The sequence below is a fragment of the Pseudoalteromonas rhizosphaerae genome, from assembly GCF_028885455.1.
Classification (GTDB): Bacteria; Pseudomonadota; Gammaproteobacteria; order Enterobacterales; family Alteromonadaceae; genus Pseudoalteromonas; species Pseudoalteromonas rhizosphaerae.
Genome location: NZ_CP118496.1, coordinates 2,345,782 through 2,362,966, shown reverse-complemented (window position 1 = coordinate 2,362,966; position 17,185 = coordinate 2,345,782). Strand labels below are relative to the sequence as shown.

The window sequence follows — 17,185 nt, the reverse complement described above, 5'->3', positions numbered from 1 at the left end:
TTGCTATTGTTATTATTGTGCGTTGATCGTTAAAGTAATACCACTTGCCGCAGTGTAACCTTGTAAATCAATATACCAAGCACCAGCTTGGGGATTGCTAATAGTACAGCTTTCATTATTACCATTTTTATAAGGTCGACATTGATATGTTGACGTTGATGACGGCGAACCAAAATTCACATACAGATCAGCATCCCCGCTACCACCTAAAATAGAAATATTTAACGACGCGTAACCCGCACTGATATTTTGACTAAAGCGAGTCCAACCTCCTGTTGCCACACTGACATTCGTCTCGGTACGATTAATCGGTGTCGGTACATTATTGTCACCATCATAACTACCCGTTAAGGAAACATCGGTAATAGCGCTCCATGCTTCAACCATGACATGATATGTACCTGATTGTATATTACTAATAGCGCATGCTTCATTACTGTTTGAATTAGTGCTGTTACAGTCAAAGTCTTGTAAAGTAGGCGATGCGCCAAACTTAACGTATAGATCAGCATCGCCACTGCCACCTGCTGTAGTAAAGTTTAAATTACTACTTCCTGCAGGGACTGCTAAGGTATAAAAAACTTGCTCTTTAGCAAGCGCATTAATTCCAGACACTGTGACACCATTTTCCAGTTCATTGTCAGTGGGTGGTACTTCATAGCCGGCATTTTTAGCCAGTTCAGCTAAGTAGCTCACCGCAAGTTTGGCAAATTTACTCGCATGATCAGCATCAAAATTACTGTCGTTTGCAGTATGGATTAGCGGGTTAATATCAGCCATGCGCGACTCAAATGGCATTGAGGCGGCAAAGCCCTGCTGATACCACGAAGCATGATCTGAACAGCCATATCCACACTGATCAAAACCATAACTTAGGGTGGGTAAATAAGTGTCGATCAATTGTCCCAAAAACTGATTTTGGCCGCTGTTAGTATAATCTGTCATCATCACAATATCATCGCTACTGCCATGATTACCGGTCATATCAAATTGCACCATACCTACCACATTTTTGCCCTGTGATTTATACGCCGTTGCAATCGCTTTTGAACCTCGCAGCCCTACTTCTTCAGCTGCAAAACCCATAATTTGGATTGTTCTTTGTGGTTGATAGTTATTATCTACGATTGCCCGAAGCACTTCTGACAAGACCGCAATACCGGAGGCATTATCATCCGCACCGGGCGCTCTACCATTACTAGGATTTGATTGATTAATTGAATCTAAATGACCGCCAACAATTACTATTTCATCCGCTTTTTCGCTGCCTTGAATAGTCACAATTACAGATGATTGCGACCAACTATGGCTAAAGTAATCAACACTAATATCAGCGCGGTTGCTCGCTAACTGTTGCCAATAATCTTTTAACCATTGAGATGCATCAACTCCACTTTGTACTGAGTAATAGCGATTATTAAAAGCACTCAACGAATTAACGGTATTGGTTAGATCATTAGGACTAATGTTATTGATCAGTGTCTGTACCGTTTGCGCATTATCTATTGTGTAGTTAATAGCCAAACTGTTGATTGACTGATTCTGTACTTTAGCTAATTGCTCAGTATAAAGCTGCGCCTCAAGCAATGATTCATGTGCTACAAAGCCACCGCAACGATGGTAATTGTCGTGCATAAATTCACTTAAATTAGCCACTTCAGCCTGTTTAATACGCATAAAATCAACAGAAGATAAGCTGGATGCTTGTGGAGCGAGGAGCTCTGTACTGTGTTTATGAGCTGTTTGGTTTAATTTGTAATGTTTAGCTGCTACAGGGTCAATACTTACCCAAATACTGTCAGGCTCTTGTGCTATTACCAGCTGACTTACCAATAATGACACAGTGCCAAGCAGGACGCTTGGTGCAAAGATATTCATAACAGTTTCCTTTTTTTCTGTGTTTACCCAAATTCAGACTCTGAAAATATAAGGGGAAAAAAGGGAGCGAATACTCCCTTAGGTGAGGGATTAGTTAGCCGTTATTGTTAACGTTACGCCACTTGCCGCGCTGTAGCCTTGTAAATCAATATACCAAGTGCCCGCTTGTGGAGCAGTAATTTCGCAACTTTCGTTGTTACCATTTTTATATGGTCGACATTGATAAGACGATGTTGATGATGGCGAACCAAAATTAACATACAAGTCTGCATCACCAGAACCACCCGCTATAGCGACATTCAATGTTGAATAACCTGCGCTTAGTTCTTGACTAAAACGAGTCCAACCACCTGAGCTAACACTTACATTGGTTTCAGTACGGTTTATTGGTGTACTACCCGTATCACCGCCATCAAAACTCCCCGTGAGTGAAACGCCCGATATTTGGTTCCAGGCTTCAACCATTACATAGTAAGTACCTGCTTGAACATTGCTGATAGCACAGCTTTCAGTGCTGGTTGAAGTCGTGCTGTTACAGTCAAAACTATTTAGTGTTGGTCTTTGCGCAAATTTTACATACAAGTCCGCATCACCACTGCCACCTACCGTATTAAACTGCAAATTAGTGGCATTAGCTGGTACTTCTAAGGTAAAGAACAGTTGCTGTTTTTCTGTACCACTGATCCCAGTGCGTGGCACGCCATTGCTAAGTGGCTCGTCAATTGGTGGCTCTACTCCTCCACAACTACTGCCAGGGCTTAAATTTGACGTTACACCCACTGCCGCAAGTGCGCTTTGTACATCACCTGGGCTGTAATCTAAATCACATGCCGCATCCATTACGCCATTCCCTGCCAAGTCCCAATTGGTACTAGCGGTCCAATATAATTGGTTTGCACGCGCCATAACCTCAAAAGCTTTTCTAGTATCCCAACCAGCTTTAGTTGCTAAGTTATAGAATGCTTTATTAAATACACCGGAGCTGTAATGTACATCCATCCCAGAATAATAACTCGATTGGTTATCAATTGAACTACCATCTTGGGTCGGGTTATTCATGTAACGCAATGCACCATTGCCTTTGAAAATTTCTTGGCCAACTAACCAATCATTAGTGCCTAGCATATAAAACTCGGCAGCTTCACCAGCCATATCAGAAAACGCTTCATTCAAGCCGCCCGATTTCCCACTGTATACAAGCCCTGAATTTTGCTCAGTAAAACCATGGCTAACTTCATGAGCAGAAACATCTAAACTAACTAATGGATAAAAGGTATTTTGACCATCACCAAAAGTCATTGCTGATCCGTCCCAAAAAGCATTTTCATAATTACTGCCGTAATGAACACGCATTTGCAATTGAAAAGACAGCGGAGGAGAACCAATCCAGTCGTTATACATATTAAAAATGACATTACCAAAGTAGTGCGCGTCATTTAATGGCGAATAAGCGCCATTTATTTCCTTAAAGGTGTTTTCGGGGCAAGTAAAGGAATACGCTGAAGAGCCACTGGTGCCACCATTTAAATTAATGGTTTTAACATTTGCGTTATTCATGGTGCAAGTGTTGCCTGATTGCGACACATCTAAACTACTAAAATCAGTTCCGTAAATGTACTTTCCTGTTTTTAAATTTCCACCAGGGCCTGTAGCATTGGCATGTTGAAGGTTATCAAAGCTATGCAAAACCTCACCAGAATTCGCATCAATGATCTGATAAGGTCGAGAAGGATTAGCACCATAAGTAACATACGATACTTCATACACTAAATGTGCGACATGTTGCGCATCAAGCCAAATCGCTAAACGCGATTGTTCATTGTGTTTTTTAAGGCTTACTGATTTAGCCGCTGCGGGGGAGTTTTTTAACCCCTGTGTAATAGCCATTTTTTTACTGAGTTTTGGCATCACTGAGCTTATATCGCTACTAATATCATATACAGCAGCACCATGAGCGCGTTTTAATTGGCCATTATTATCAAACGTTAAACTCACAGTATCACCAATGACTGGTAATCCTTGATACTGTTGTTGATAACGCCGAGTCGTATCACCATTATTACTTTTTACTTCTTTTAATACGACTAACTCATTACCTGCATCCAAACCAACTAACTGGATTGGGCTTGCCATAAGTACCGATGACGCACTATTTTGCAAAGCTGTAGTTAGGGCTGCTTGCTCATTCAGATATTGTTTATTTGCAGCTACTGCACTTGATACTTGCGTTACCGCAAAAGCAGCAAGAGTTGCTAATGTGATTTTAGATAAATTCACGTTTACGCTCCATTTAAATTGTTATTTATTTAATATTTTTGTATTAAACCGGCACTACCCGTTCCCGATTCAGATTCAGCCTAGACTGTTTTTACTGAAATTGAAAATTAAACAAAAAATTAACAAATACGAAAGCTGAAACACTCTAAAACAATGACTTAACCTTAAATTGTTAATTAAAAAACAAAAAAACCCAGCAAATGTAAATATATGGATACATAAAATTAACATTTGCTTGCATTTCATTTGTCTTTATTATTGGTAATGTATTAAATGTCATTTCTGCTCAGACCTATAACTGCAGTGATTATGTTGATTGACAACAGAGCTATATATGTAGATAGCAAACTGCAAATATTGACGATTAGCAAAGAAGCTATTGCGGTTTAAAAGCAGTAATGTCGATAAAGTCTCAAACAAAACCATCAATTAATTTCGTTGTTGCTACGTGAGTAGCAAAAACGCCTCTTAAAAGTGTAATTATCAGCATTGTCGCGGTGACATTTCAAAGTCTCAGGAGTAACATACCCGCGCGAAAGTACATTCCCTTTTGCTCATTCCAATATATTATTTAAGGTCAAACAATGAATGCTTGGTACCTCATTTGTTTTTTATCTGCATTAGCGATTTTTATCGCATTTGCTAACCAGTATATCCTCAAAATGCAAACCACTATTGCCATAACAACTGGCTCAGTAGTGATTTCATTGTTATTAATACTCGCGGTAAAATTATTGGGCGATTCAACCGCACTGGAGATTACACAAATAGTCTCAAGTATCGATTTTAATCAATTATTACTCAAAGGCATGCTCGGCTTTTTACTGTTTGCAGGCGCACTGGAAATTAACCTTGCGGCACTCAAAAAACAACGTTTTGAAATTACCGTACTGGTGTTATTTTCGACCTTAGCCTCCACCTTTATCATTGGCTTTTTAAGCTTTTACTTATTTGCCGCGTTAGGCTTTGCGGTGCCTTTTATCTATTGTTTATTGTTTGGTGCATTAATAAGTCCAACCGATCCAATTGCAGTGCTTGCAATTATTAAACAAATGCGTGCCCCTGAAGGCATTTCTGTGCAAGTTGAAGGTGAATCATTATTTAATGACGGTATTGGTTTAGTTATTTTTACCACTATTTTTGCCGTGGCTTTTCTCGACACTGAAGCCAGTGCAGCAGGCATTGCAGAGCTATTCTTTGTCGACGCACTGGGAGGGATTGCATTTGGTTTAGTGATTGCGTTAGTGGGTCATTATCTGATCATCAACAGTCGTGATGTAAATATTCGCTTGTTACTAACCTTAACTATACCGACAGCAGGATTCGCCGCTGCCAATATATGGGAAATATCTGGCGCACTGGCGATGGTAACTAGCGGTATATTGTTAGGTAATATAACCCGTACTAAAGCGACAGAGCGCACCGGGCCTGAAGACACTCGCTACGTAAAAGACTTTTGGCACGCCACCGATAGCTTTTTAAATGCGTTGTTGTTTTTGATTATCGGTATGCTAATTGTCACTATGCCCATCAGCCTAGCTGAAATTGGTTTAGGACTACTAATGGTGCCTGTAGTATTACTTGCTCGCTTTATCAGTGTTGGCGCACCGTTTGTGGTATTTAAGAAATTTAGAAAATACGACAAACACTCAGTTAAAATTTTAACCTGGGGCGGCCTGCGCGGTGGCCTTGCTTTAGCAATGGCTGCGGCAATTCCTCGTGATCAAGTATTTGTGGGCGGCTCTGATTTACATAACCTGCTTGTTATTGTTACCTACGTTGTGGTGATATTTTCGATTATTGTGCAAGGGCTCACTATTTCGCCGTTAATTCACAGTAGCATTAGTGCCAAACAACAAAACTAACATTTAAACTTACTTCTGGCGCCGCGAGCTAATGCTTACGGTGCTAGAATTAGTTATGCATTTCCTATGCATAAGATCCTATAAATATTACGCCCATGTGTCTAAATGGGTTTCGTCTTCCTCGTCTGTTTTGCGCTCTTTCTTAGCTGTTTCAAGCTTTTCTTTAGGCAGTAGTTCTTTGCGCTCCAACTGACGTTTTTGCCGCTTTTCACGTTCAATTCGCTGCGCGTTCGAATCTTTTAGCCCCGCAATATGAAAAGCGCCTTTCGACTCAAGTTGCAAACGAGTGATCTGCCCTAAATAAGGGATCATAATATCCATACGTTCCTCCTTTGGTTACTCTTATCATCGGCCGTTATAGCTTATTCTTTAATTTATGCAAAAAAAACTTGCCAGCTTCCCCACAAATGTGTTTTTCTATATGTGAAATTTACTTAAACAGATTAAACACTTTTGTTTACATGAAGCAATGATAAAACGAAAGTTATTTAGGATATATTATAATGCGCTTAAACCTGACAACAGTACATCATCACCACCATTCACCGGAATAACCTGTCAGGTCTTTCGCTGAGAGGTTATTCCTAAAAGGAACCTCTGGCGAGTCAACATACAATGATTCATTTTTCGCCCTGAGGTTCCCTCGGGGTTTTTAGTTTTTAAATTAAAGGAAAAATGAATAATGAGTAATAGCAACCGTCTACGTATCGCCATCCAAAAAGGTGGCCGCCTTTCTAAAGATTGCCAAGACTTACTAAAACAGCTAGGTGTTAAACTTAACTTGCGTGAGCAACGTTTGATTGCCCACTCAACCAATATGCCGATTGACGTACTACGTGTGCGCGATGACGATATACCCGGTCTGGTAATGGACGGCGTGTGTGATTTAGGCATAGTAGGCGAAAACGTACTCGTTGAAGTACAAGCTGAGCGCCAGCGCCAAGGCGTACCAAGTGAAGTAACTAAATTGTCTAAACTTGATTTTGGCTACTGTCGCCTTGCACTTGCATGGCCGTCAGAACTTGGCAAGCAAGATAAAAGCTGGTTTGAAGGCAAACGCATTGCTACCACCTACCCTGAAATCTTAACTCAATACTTAAAGCGTGAAGGCATAAACGCCAGCACAGTAATGCTGACTGGCTCTGTAGAAGTCGCACCACGTGCAGGACTTGCTGATGCAATTTGTGATTTAGTATCTACCGGTGCCACACTTGAAGCCAACGGCCTTATGCAAGGCGATACTATTTTAGAATCAAACGCCTGCCTTATCCAAAATAAAGACTTACAAGATGCTGACAAACTAGCACTTATCAACAAACTTATGCCACGCTTACGCGGCGTGAGACAAGCCAAAGAAAGCAAATACATCATGCTGCACGCGCCAAAAGATAAACTGGATGAAATTTGCGATATTTTACCAGGCTCTGGCCAACCAACGGTATTAGCTCTTGCTGGCTCTGATGAGTACGTAGCCCTGCACATGGTGAGCAGTGAAACATTATTTTGGGAAACAATGGAGCAATTAAAAGCGCTAGGCGCCAACTCTATCCTCGTTATGCCAATTGAAAAAATGATGGAGTAAGTCAATGTTGCGCTGGAATGAGGTTTCCAAAGATGCACAAGCAGCGGCGCTAATGCGCCCTGCTGTTAGTGCAAGTGTGGAAGTAGAAGCTATTTGCCAAGCTATTATGGCAAGCGTAAAAGAGCAAGGCGACACAGCCTTACTCGACATGGCTAAGCAATATGATAACCGCGAAAATCCGCGCTTATTAGTGCCGCAAAGTGAGCTCAATGTCGCTGAGCAGCAGTTAAGCGCTGAGCTTAAATACGCGATAGACACAGCCTACGCTAATGTAAAACGTTTTCACCAAGCACAGCTACCCAAAGATATTAAATTGTCGACTCAGCCCGGTGTGTTATGTGAACTAAAATACCAAGCCATTGAAGCCGTTGGAATATATGTGCCAGGTGGCAGTGCGCCATTGCCTTCATCAGTGATCATGCAAGGTGTACTGGCGCAGCTAAGTGGAGCGACAACCGTAGTGTTAGCAACACCGGTGCAAGGTGATTTACCGATAAACCCAGCAATTTTATATGCGGCTAAACTATGCGGTATCAAAACAATCGTAGAAAGTGGCGGCGCAGGTGCAATCGCCGCAATGGCTTATGGTACAGACTCAGTGCCCAAGGTGAATAAAATTTTTGGCCCGGGTAACAGCTTTGTGACTATGGCTAAACAACTAGTAGCTCAGACCATACCAGGCATGGCGATCGATATGCCTGCGGGCCCGTCTGAGGTGTTAGTGATTGCCGATGAGCGCGCAAACCCTGAATTTATTGCCGCTGATTTATTATCTCAAGCTGAGCACGGCGCTGATTCGCAAGTAATTTTACTGTGTAACAGTGAACGTATGATTGCCCGCACCGAGCAAGCTATTGAACGCCAATTAGCCAAACTATCGCGTCAAGATATTGCCGCAAAAGCATTGGCTAATTCATCGCTTATTTTGGTTGATTCAATCGAGCAAGCATTTGCTGTATCAGCACAATACGGCCCTGAACACTTAATACTGCAACTGGCTGATGCCAACCCATATTTAAACAAAGTTAAAAATGCAGGATCTGTGTTTGTGGGTGACTACACGCCAGAATCTGCTGGTGATTATGCCTCTGGTACTAATCACGTATTACCAACCTATGGCTACAGTGCCACTTATTCAAGCTTAAACTTACTTGATTTTTTTCGCACTTATACCGTACAAACCATTACTCAAAATGGTTTAAAAAACTTATCAAAAGCAATTTTACCATTGGCTGATGCAGAAGGACTTGATGCCCACGCAAATGCCGTTAAGGTGCGTTTAGAGGCGATGAACAATGAGCAATAACCCTTTATTACCGGCCAATATTGATGCATTAGCAGCATATAGCTCGGCAAAAAGTGAGAAACTAACCGGCACAACGTGGCTTAATGCAAATGAAAGCCCGTATGTTAAAAGTATCGATATCAGCATTAATGATTTAAATCGCTACCCTGATCCGCAGCCTATGAATGTTATTAACCGCTATGCTGATTACGCAGGACTCACTGCTGAACAAGTACTTATGACCCGTGGTGCGGATGAAGGTATTGAGCTACTGGTACGCACCTATTGCCAACCAGAGCAAGATTCGGTTGCTTTATTTTTACCTACGTACGGCATGTACAAAGTCACCGCCGACACTCACAACGTAGCAATAAATGGCTTAAGCCAAGCATTATTATTCGATGGTACTGTTGATCAAATAATCAACGCTGTTGGTAATAGCAAATTAGTGTTTATTTGTAATCCAAATAACCCAACAGGCAGCTTAACACCGCTTGAAAAAATAAAGGCTATTGCAACAGCACTTGCCGATAAAGCACTGGTCGTTGTGGATGAAGCTTATATTGAATTTTGCCCAGAGCAAAGTGCAAGCAAACTCATCAACGAATTTGCCAACATAGTAGTACTGAGAACGCTCTCTAAAGCATTTGCGTTAGCAGGCCTGCGTACAGGCTTTACTCTTGCCCAATCGTCAGTACTAGCGCCAATCCGTAAAGTGATTGCACCGTATCCGGTATCAACGGTAGTGGCAAGCATTGCTGCAAATGCACTCAGCCCAGATGCCATTACTTCAATGCGTCGCCAAGTAAGTATTTTAAATGCACTAAGGGCAAAGCTAAAGCTGTGGCTCGAAGCCTCCCCTGCCGTATTACAAGTGCTCAGTGGCGAAGGAAACTTTGTCACCCTAAAGCTCGCCGATAAAAACAGCTTTAATATCGCACTTGAGCAAGGCTTAGTTATGCGTGCTTTTACTTTATACGGCGAAAACGATTGGCTACGTATTTCAATCGGCAGTGAGCAAGAACTAGAACAAGTAAAAATATGGTTAGATGGCCTAAGCCAATCAGCCACTTTTAAAGAGCAGGAAGTATCATGAGCAACCCGTATTTATTTATCGACCGTGATGGCACTATTATTGAAGAGCCAATCACCGACAAGCAAGTAGACAGTCTTGAAAAGTTAGCGTTTTTACCAAGCGTGATCCCTGCTCTTTTGCAATTACAAGGCGCAGGCTATCGTTTGGTGATGGTGTCAAACCAAGATGGCTTAGGCACTGACAGCTTTCCAATGGCTGATTTTGATATTGCCCAAGATAAGATGATGGCTATTTTATCAAGCCAAGGCATTAAATTTGACGACGTATTAATTTGCCCACACTTTAATGAGCAAAATTGTGATTGTCGTAAGCCAAAAACAGGGTTGCTTACCGAGTTAATGCGCTCAGGTAAAGTCGATTTAGCACGCTCATTTGTGATTGGCGATCGCCAAACAGATATTGGCCTTGCACAAAACTTGTGTTGTGAAGGTATTTTGTATGACGGTGATTGGAATGCAATTGTCACTAAACTTACCACCGCTGATCGACAAGGCCGCGTGACTCGCAACACTAAAGAAACGCAAATTGATGTAAAACTCAATTTAGATCAAAGTAAAAATGGCGAGATCAGCACTGGCCTAGGCTTTTTTGATCACATGCTTGATCAAATTCGCACCCATGCCAATATTGGCCTTGATATTCAAGCCAGCGGCGACTTGCACATTGACGAGCACCACCTTGTTGAAGATATCGGCATTGCCCTTGGTTTAGCGCTTAAACAAGCCCTTGGTACTAAATCACAAATTGCTCGCTATGGTTTTGCCCTACCGATGGATGAATGCAAAGCAGAGGCACAAATTGACTTGTCAGGTCGTGCTTCGTTTGTATTAAACGCTAACTTTAGCCGTGAAAAAGCCGGTGATTTAGACGTACAAATGGTTGAACACTTTTTCAAAAGCTTAAGCGACAATGCAGCGATCAGCTTAATATTGTCGGTTAGCGACGGTAACTGTCATCACCAAGTTGAAGGTTTATTTAAAGCGTTTTCTCGCGCTTTACGTATGGCCATTGCCGCTGACGCCAGCCAACAAACAGCAAGCTCTAAGGGGTGTTTATGATTGCCATAATTAACACCGGTTGTGCCAACATAAACTCTGTACGCTTTGCTTTTGAGCGCTTAGGGCAAACGCCAGAAGTGATCACCTCGCCAGAGCAACTTAAAAACTTTGAACGCGCCATTTTACCAGGTGTTGGCCATGCATCTGTTGCTATGAAGCGCTTGGTAGAAGGCGGTTGGCAACAGGCAATCAATGAATACCAACGCCCTCTGATGGGAATTTGTTTAGGCATGCAGTTACTGTGCGAAAGCACTGAAGAAGGTAATGTGCAATGCCTTGGCAAAATACCTGGGCACGTTAAAGCACTTGATGTGGGTAGTTTAACGTCTCCGCACATGGGTTGGAATAACCTCACCGTTAATCGTGAACATGCTTTAACCAAAGGCCTTGATGCAAACAAGCAAGTATATTTTGTGCATAGTTTTGCTCATACCGTGAATGATGCAACATTGGTTAGTGGCGAATACGGGCAAACCTTCTCAGCGATTGTTGCCAACGATAACTACGCGGGTATGCAATTTCACCCTGAACGTAGCGCTAAAGTCGGCACTCAGTTATTGCAGAACTTTTTAGACTGGCAGCTATAAATAAAGCGTATCAACACAAATTAATAAAGAGAATTCAAGTGATTATTCCAGCATTAGATGTATTACAAAATCAAATTGTGCGCTTATATCAAGGTAAATACGATACCGCACAGTTTTACCCGTTTGAGCTTGGTGCGCGCTTACAAGAGTACGCACAAAGCGGCGCAGGTAAATTACACCTTGTTGATTTAGAAGGCGCACGCGATCCTAATAAAAAACAATGGCAACACATTCAAGCAGCCACCAAAGCACTAAACGTACCGTATCAAGTTGGTGGCGGTATTCGGACAGAACAAGACGTAAGCGACTGGCTTAAAGCCGGTGCTAACCAAGTAGTAATTGGCTCTATGGCGGTTGAAAAACGCGATGAAGTAAAAAACTGGATTGAAAAATTCGGTGCCAAGCACTTTGTTATCGCCCTCGACGTTAATAAAGCCGATAATGGCTGGGCCCCTGCCACTCACGGTTGGTTAAGTGAATCAGAATTCGGCTTATTTGAATTAGTAGATTTTTATGTAGCACTGGGTGTAATTGACTTTCTATGCACGGACATCAGTAAAGACGGCACCATGACTGGTCCTTCGTTTGCATTGTATGAAGACTTAATAAAACACAACAGCAATATTAAAGTACAAGCGTCTGGGGGTGTAAGCTCGCTTGATGACATTAAAAAGCTCAAAGAGCTTGGCGTAGGCGGTGTTATTTTAGGTAAGTCACTGCTTGATGGCGCATTTAATGTAGAGGAGGCGTTGGCATGTTATCAAAGCGCATAATCCCGTGTTTAGACGTTAAAGACGGCCAAGTAGTCAAAGGCGTTAAATTTAAAGGCCACGAAGTGGTTGGCGACATATTAACAATGGCTAAAGCGTATAGCGAAGCCGGTGCTGACGAACTGGTATTTTATGAAATTAGCGCCAGTGTTGAAAAACGCCTTCTCGATGTAAACTGGGTAGAGAGCATAGCACGTCATATTGATATTCCATTTTGTGTTGCAGGTGGTATTAAATCAGTGGCTGATGCAGCGCGCGTATTAGAACGCGGCGCTGATAAAATCAGTATAAACAGCCCTGCTATTGCCCGTCCTGAGCTTATCAAAGAACTACATGATGAGTTTGGCAAACAATGTGTCGTTGTCGGCATTGATAGCTTTTACGATGAAGTAACTGGCGAATATTTAGTGTATCAGCTTACTGGCGATCCTAATGCGTCAAGTCGCACCCGTTATAAAACCGAAGAGTGGGTAAAACGCGTGCAAGACTTAGGCGCAGGCGAAATCGTACTCAACTGCATGAACCAAGATGGCGTACGTAATGGCTACGATAACCAGCAGCTGTCTAAAATGCGTGCTTTGTGTGATATTCCACTTATCGCCTCAGGCGGTGCTGGCACCATGCAAGATTTTGTCGATGTATTTAAACAAAGCCACGTTGATGGCGCACTGGCAGCCAGCGTATTTCACAAAAATGTGATCAATATCGGCGAATTAAAACAATATTTAATAGATAACCAAGTGGCGGCGCGACTATGCAACTAACCAAACAAAACCTTACCCAAGTTGATTTTACTAAAAGCGAATTGATCCCTGCCATCGTGCAAGATGCCCGTACTGGGGTTATTTTAATGCAAGGCTTTATGAATCAAGAATCGCTGGAAGTCACCTTTGAAAAGCAAAAAGTGACGTTTTACTCGCGTTCAAAAAACCGTTTATGGACCAAAGGCGAAACCTCTGAGAATTACTTAGAAGTGGTGTCTGTTCATACTGATTGCGACTATGACTCTATTTTAGTGCTGGCTAACCCACTTGGGCCAACTTGTCATTTAGGCACACAAAGTTGTTTTGGTGATGCTGCAAAACCAAGCCTAAGCTTCTTAGCGCAGCTTGAGCAAGTGATTGTATCGCGTAAAAACGACGACCCTGAAAAAAGCTACACCGCCTCTTTGTTTGCTAAAGATTTAAGCCGCAGTTGTCAAAAAGTGGGTGAAGAAGGCGTTGAGGTCGCTTTAGCTGCAATGAAACATGATAACGAAGAGCTAACCAACGAATCAGCTGATTTGTTATATCACTTAATCGTATTGCTACAGCGCCAAGGTCTAGAGCTACAAGACGTCGTTGCATGTTTGCAAGGCCGCCATAAGTAACTATCACAATGCTAATAAAGCGCTGAGCTTGGCTGAGCGCTTTGCAAAGAATATTTCAGTTTTTTTACCAATTAAAAATGCGGGCATTCCACCTTAGATTGCATGACACTGCATCAAAATATAATAAATTAAGAACTCCCACTTAGCATCTTTACAAAAATAGTTAACAATTACACTACCTCAACGTCTCAATTCCATTTAAAGTCGGGAGCACTCTGACGAAAATGTACATGAAGATGTTACAAAAAACTTTGTCTCAATTCCCTTTAAAGTCGGGAGCACTCTGACGAATTTGTAGTGCATAGACCAAAAATAAGTGCGTCTCAATTCCCTTTAAAGTCGGGAGCACTCTGACTGTAATGTCTGTAACTAAAGACCAAATCCTTCCAGTCTCAATTCCCTTTAAAGTCGGGAGCACTCTGACATTGATGATGTTATTTTCAACCTCATTAATCGTGTCTCAATTCCCTTTAAAGTCGGGAGCACTCTGACCAAGGAGAGGCTGTACCCTGCACTATAGCCAAGTCTCAATTCCCTTTAAAGTCGGGAGCACTCTGACTATAGCCGATCTAGGCCCCGTAGCGCAAGGGCTTGAGGGGGCATAAATGGCGGTCTTGAAAAATCCGTTCCTAAAAGGTCGTTTTTTCTGCCATTTTAATTGAAAAAAATAAATAAAACGCATTAACTTCAACAACCTGCGGTATTGACTACTGACAAGCAAACTTATTCAGCTTAAATTCAGTTAAAAAGTCATTATTAAGCCCTGCCCACACTAAAGACTCTTTTCGTATCAGTAGTAAAATTAAACTCTCCTAGTAATAATAAAAACGCGCAGGCCAACCCACATGCCCAGCACCATCAGCCTTTCTTGCCCCCATGCATTTACCACACAATGGGAAAATATGCGCTTTATCCTGTTTGTTTAATAACTTATTAAGTTGTTTATGCAATAAGTTAAGTTGCCTTTGTGTTACATCAATTTCAAAAACAGAATACTGTACCCGTTCACCAAAGCCTAAAATAAGTTTATTGGCGCGATACCGCACACGATTATCGGTGACATCAAGGGCAATTAAAACACGCATTATAGGATCTCAAAGTGTTGAGGGTCATATACCTGCGCCTTTGCAACGCCATGCCTGCGAACTTTGCAATGACAACAGATCGGGTAGTAATTTAATATATCGTCATTACTTATTACGTGTCTAAGTTGATTACGTAATAATGTAAACTGACTTTGGGTTAAGCAACATTCATAAACAGAGAGTTGGATCCGCTCACCAAATCCTGCCAGTACTTTATCAATGTAATATCGACGCTTATTGCATGATGTGTCGTAACAAATAACGTAATGATGAGGCATATTAAAGTACCTTAAATGCTAGGAATTCACTCTGCTGTGTTAAATATGTCTTAAGACTAAGCACTTGATCACTCATTGCTTTGCGATAATCTTTAAGTTGCTTTGATTGTTTACAATGAAAGGTTGCCACGCATTTTTCTTCAATGGCTGTAATAAATATTTTTAATGCGTCTTGGCTAAGTAAACATTGTTCACCTTGGTAAACAAAATCAGTTGGCCTCAATTGCTGTTTGTTAATTAGTTTTAAAACAGTTGCATCAACAACTAATGGCCTAAATGGCTCCATAAGATCAAGAATTAAACTTGGCTGATAATCACCACAGTGCAAAAAACCAATATCTGGATGCAAACCGTGCTTACGTACCAAACAAAGTAAGTTATTAAATAATAAATTATAGCCTAACGATAATAAGGCATTAATAGGATCTTTTGGGGGCAGCCTGTTACGTCCAGAAAACTGCCATTGCGCTGTTACAGCTATTATTAGCCCACTAAAATACTGCTTTGCTACCTTTGCTTCTAGTAAAAAGTGCTGTTGTGGCGTGGTCATACTCAATATTTGATTTTTTGCTTTATTGAGGCTTTTTATTACTTCATTCAGGTGCTCGCACTTACTCGCATTTAAGGTTTTGCGTCTTGCTTGTTGCTCTAATACCCGTTGACAGTTAGTAAATTTTGCCTTTAACACGCTTTCGCTTAATGACCTTTCAAACCCAGACTTGCAAAACTGTGCTACCTGTTTTTTTAATACATCTAAATTTTTTGGGTAATTTGATACTTCCCCTTTATATCGCCCAGTTGATGAAGCTAATATAATTAAAATTCCATGCTCTGAACAATACCCTAAAAAATCAGTTGTTAGCTGTATTCGCCCCATTACAATTACAGCATCCAGTACGCTTAAAGGCCATGTTTTCACAGTCTCATTATGAAAACTTAAATACGCACGATTGCCGCGTATTCCTACCACACTCCCGACTTGAGTTAAATATAATGTTTTAAGCACTTTACGTTGCACTGTGCTTGGCTGTTGAAGCAAATGCGCAGGTAAATCAACCAGTCCTGTTCGTCTTCTATTGCTTTATGATGCCAATTTGCGGGGGTATCGAGTTGTAATAATTGTTGTTCTTGTTGGTATTCTGCCGCACTTATTGTCCACTCTTTTGCGTTATCCATAACACCAAATACCAAGCTTGATTTTTCATCTATTACTTGTTCACCTAAAAAGTTATGGCCTAAAAATCGAAAACCCTCTGCAAAGGTTGTTAATTGTGTTTTTTCTTCATTGAGCGTTAAGCTTAAATGATTCAGTACTTGTTCCGTGTGATATTGAGCGTGCTGGGCCGACTTTGCGCTATCGCAGCATATTACAAAATCATCGGCATAACGCACCATATGATAACCTTGCTTGATCATATGTTCGTCTAATTCATCTAGGTAAAAATTAGCTAATAATGGGCAAATTGATGATCCTTGGGGGATCCCTAAGCCATGCGCTTTACCAAACACCAAGTTGCCATCAATTGATTGCTTTTCAAATAAAAGACTGAATATGAGCGATATTAGGAGTGGGTCAATGGCTGTATGTTGCAGTTTTGTCAGCAAACTAGCTTGCGGAATGTGATCAAAGTAACCATTAATATCTGCATCAAATACATAGCGGCGATTTAAATTCCGATGCTCTATCACTTTCTCTACTGCCATTAAATAACTACGACCTGGCCGATACCCATAACTGTTATGCTCAAACTCGTCTTCAAAATAAGGTTGCAGCATAATGGCAATTGCGGTATGCACGATACGGTCGCGCACAGTAGGAAATGCAAGCCAACGCGGTTTTTTGCCTGGCAATTTTAATTGACTACGTTTTAAAGGCTGAGGTTCGTATTGACGCTCTTTAAGGTCATATAAAATACTATTTAGTCCTAAAGCTAGCTCGTCCTCAAAACTGACTATAGTTTGACTGTCAACTCCCGGGCTGCCATCATTTTGCTTGACTCGGGTAAATGCTTGCAACAGTAATTCGTAACTACATAGCGCGTCGTACTGCATCGT

Annotated in this window: 16 protein-coding genes and 1 CRISPR repeat array; of the genes, 9 read left to right on the top strand and 7 right to left on the bottom strand. The window is 41.4% G+C overall.

What is annotated here, in order from left to right; all coding sequences use genetic code 11:
• Positions 1-12: 12 nt before the first annotated feature.
• Positions 13-1,878 carry a M28 family metallopeptidase gene (locus PVK79_RS10015; RefSeq protein WP_257326604.1) on the bottom strand — a complete coding sequence of 622 codons (1,866 nt, stop codon included), beginning with the start codon at positions 1,876-1,878 and terminating at the stop codon, positions 13-15.
• Positions 1,879-1,968: 90 nt separating this feature from the next.
• Positions 1,969-4,155 (bottom strand): M4 family metallopeptidase, encoded by a 2,187-nt coding sequence (locus tag PVK79_RS10010; protein WP_182760406.1) that lies wholly within the window; start codon positions 4,153-4,155, stop codon positions 1,969-1,971.
• A gap of 584 nt (positions 4,156-4,739) precedes the next feature.
• On the opposite strand from PVK79_RS10010, the gene PVK79_RS10005 reads away from it, so the two are divergent.
• On the top strand, positions 4,740-6,020 hold the full coding sequence (locus tag PVK79_RS10005; RefSeq protein ID WP_145235717.1) for a cation:proton antiporter: 1,281 nt from the start codon (positions 4,740-4,742) through the stop codon (positions 6,018-6,020).
• Positions 6,021-6,107: 87 nt separating this feature from the next.
• Here PVK79_RS10005 and PVK79_RS10000 read toward each other — a convergent pair whose 3' ends face one another.
• A complete protein-coding gene (locus tag PVK79_RS10000) occupies positions 6,108-6,341 on the bottom strand; it encodes a hypothetical protein (RefSeq protein ID WP_149980207.1) in 234 nt (77 codons plus the stop codon).
• A gap of 361 nt (positions 6,342-6,702) precedes the next feature.
• Here PVK79_RS10000 and hisG point away from each other — a divergent pair, with 361 nt between their 5' ends.
• From hisG to hisIE, 8 genes are read left to right on the top strand one after another with little or no spacing between them, the layout of a single operon-like run.
• Positions 6,703-7,602, top strand: coding sequence for an ATP phosphoribosyltransferase (gene hisG, locus PVK79_RS09995; protein WP_145235723.1), 900 nt, complete (start codon positions 6,703-6,705; stop codon positions 7,600-7,602).
• Positions 7,603-7,606: 4 nt separating this feature from the next.
• Entirely contained in the window at positions 7,607-8,908 is a 1,302-nt protein-coding gene (gene hisD / locus PVK79_RS09990; protein ID WP_257326603.1) for a histidinol dehydrogenase, read from the top strand.
• The gene (hisC, locus tag PVK79_RS09985; protein WP_182734178.1) at positions 8,898-9,983 is read left to right on the top strand and encodes a histidinol-phosphate transaminase; all 1,086 of its coding nucleotides are present in this window, start codon (positions 8,898-8,900) and stop codon (positions 9,981-9,983) included. Before hisD ends, hisC begins: the two co-directional genes overlap by 11 nt.
• Positions 9,980-11,041 (top strand): bifunctional histidinol-phosphatase/imidazoleglycerol-phosphate dehydratase HisB, encoded by a 1,062-nt coding sequence (hisB, locus tag PVK79_RS09980; protein WP_257326602.1) that lies wholly within the window; start codon positions 9,980-9,982, stop codon positions 11,039-11,041. Before hisC ends, hisB begins: the two co-directional genes overlap by 4 nt.
• A complete protein-coding gene (hisH, locus tag PVK79_RS09975) occupies positions 11,038-11,628 on the top strand; it encodes an imidazole glycerol phosphate synthase subunit HisH (protein WP_149980203.1) in 591 nt (196 codons plus the stop codon). The genes hisB and hisH overlap by 4 nt, the downstream gene beginning before the upstream one ends.
• A 38-nt stretch (positions 11,629-11,666) precedes the next feature.
• Positions 11,667-12,401: a 1-(5-phosphoribosyl)-5-[(5-phosphoribosylamino)methylideneamino] imidazole-4-carboxamide isomerase gene (locus PVK79_RS09970; RefSeq protein ID WP_182734177.1), complete on the top strand. Its 735-nt coding sequence runs from the start codon at positions 11,667-11,669 to the stop codon at positions 12,399-12,401.
• The gene (hisF, locus tag PVK79_RS09965; RefSeq protein WP_182732287.1) at positions 12,383-13,162 is read left to right on the top strand and encodes an imidazole glycerol phosphate synthase subunit HisF; all 780 of its coding nucleotides are present in this window, start codon (positions 12,383-12,385) and stop codon (positions 13,160-13,162) included. The genes PVK79_RS09970 and hisF overlap by 19 nt, the downstream gene beginning before the upstream one ends.
• Positions 13,153-13,767 carry a bifunctional phosphoribosyl-AMP cyclohydrolase/phosphoribosyl-ATP diphosphatase HisIE gene (gene hisIE, locus PVK79_RS09960; RefSeq protein WP_257326601.1) on the top strand — a complete coding sequence of 205 codons (615 nt, stop codon included), beginning with the start codon at positions 13,153-13,155 and terminating at the stop codon, positions 13,765-13,767. Before hisF ends, hisIE begins: the two co-directional genes overlap by 10 nt.
• A 185-nt stretch (positions 13,768-13,952) precedes the next feature.
• A CRISPR array of direct repeats spans positions 13,953-14,326; the repeat unit is 35 nt; unit sequence GTCTCAATTCCCTTTAAAGTCGGGAGCACTCTGAC.
• Positions 14,327-14,579: 253 nt separating this feature from the next.
• Here the strand turns inward: hisIE and cas2 (PVK79_RS09955) are convergent.
• The 4 genes from cas2 (PVK79_RS09955) to PVK79_RS09940 are packed head-to-tail and all read right to left on the bottom strand — an operon-like array spanning position 14,580 to position 17,182.
• Positions 14,580-14,852 (bottom strand): CRISPR-associated endonuclease Cas2, encoded by a 273-nt coding sequence (gene cas2 / locus PVK79_RS09955; protein WP_257326600.1) that lies wholly within the window; start codon positions 14,850-14,852, stop codon positions 14,580-14,582.
• Entirely contained in the window at positions 14,852-15,130 is a 279-nt protein-coding gene (gene cas2 / locus PVK79_RS09950; protein ID WP_257326599.1) for a CRISPR-associated endonuclease Cas2, read from the bottom strand. Before cas2 (PVK79_RS09950) ends, cas2 (PVK79_RS09955) begins: the two co-directional genes overlap by 1 nt.
• 1 nt (position 15,131) lies before the next feature.
• Positions 15,132-16,100, bottom strand: coding sequence for a CRISPR-associated endonuclease Cas1 (cas1, locus tag PVK79_RS09945; RefSeq protein ID WP_274804091.1), 969 nt, complete (start codon positions 16,098-16,100; stop codon positions 15,132-15,134).
• A 14-nt stretch (positions 16,101-16,114) separates the two neighbouring features.
• On the bottom strand, positions 16,115-17,182 hold the full coding sequence (locus PVK79_RS09940) for a reverse transcriptase domain-containing protein (RefSeq protein ID WP_257326595.1): 1,068 nt from the start codon (positions 17,180-17,182) through the stop codon (positions 16,115-16,117).
• Between the last annotated feature and the right edge of the window lie 3 nt (positions 17,183-17,185).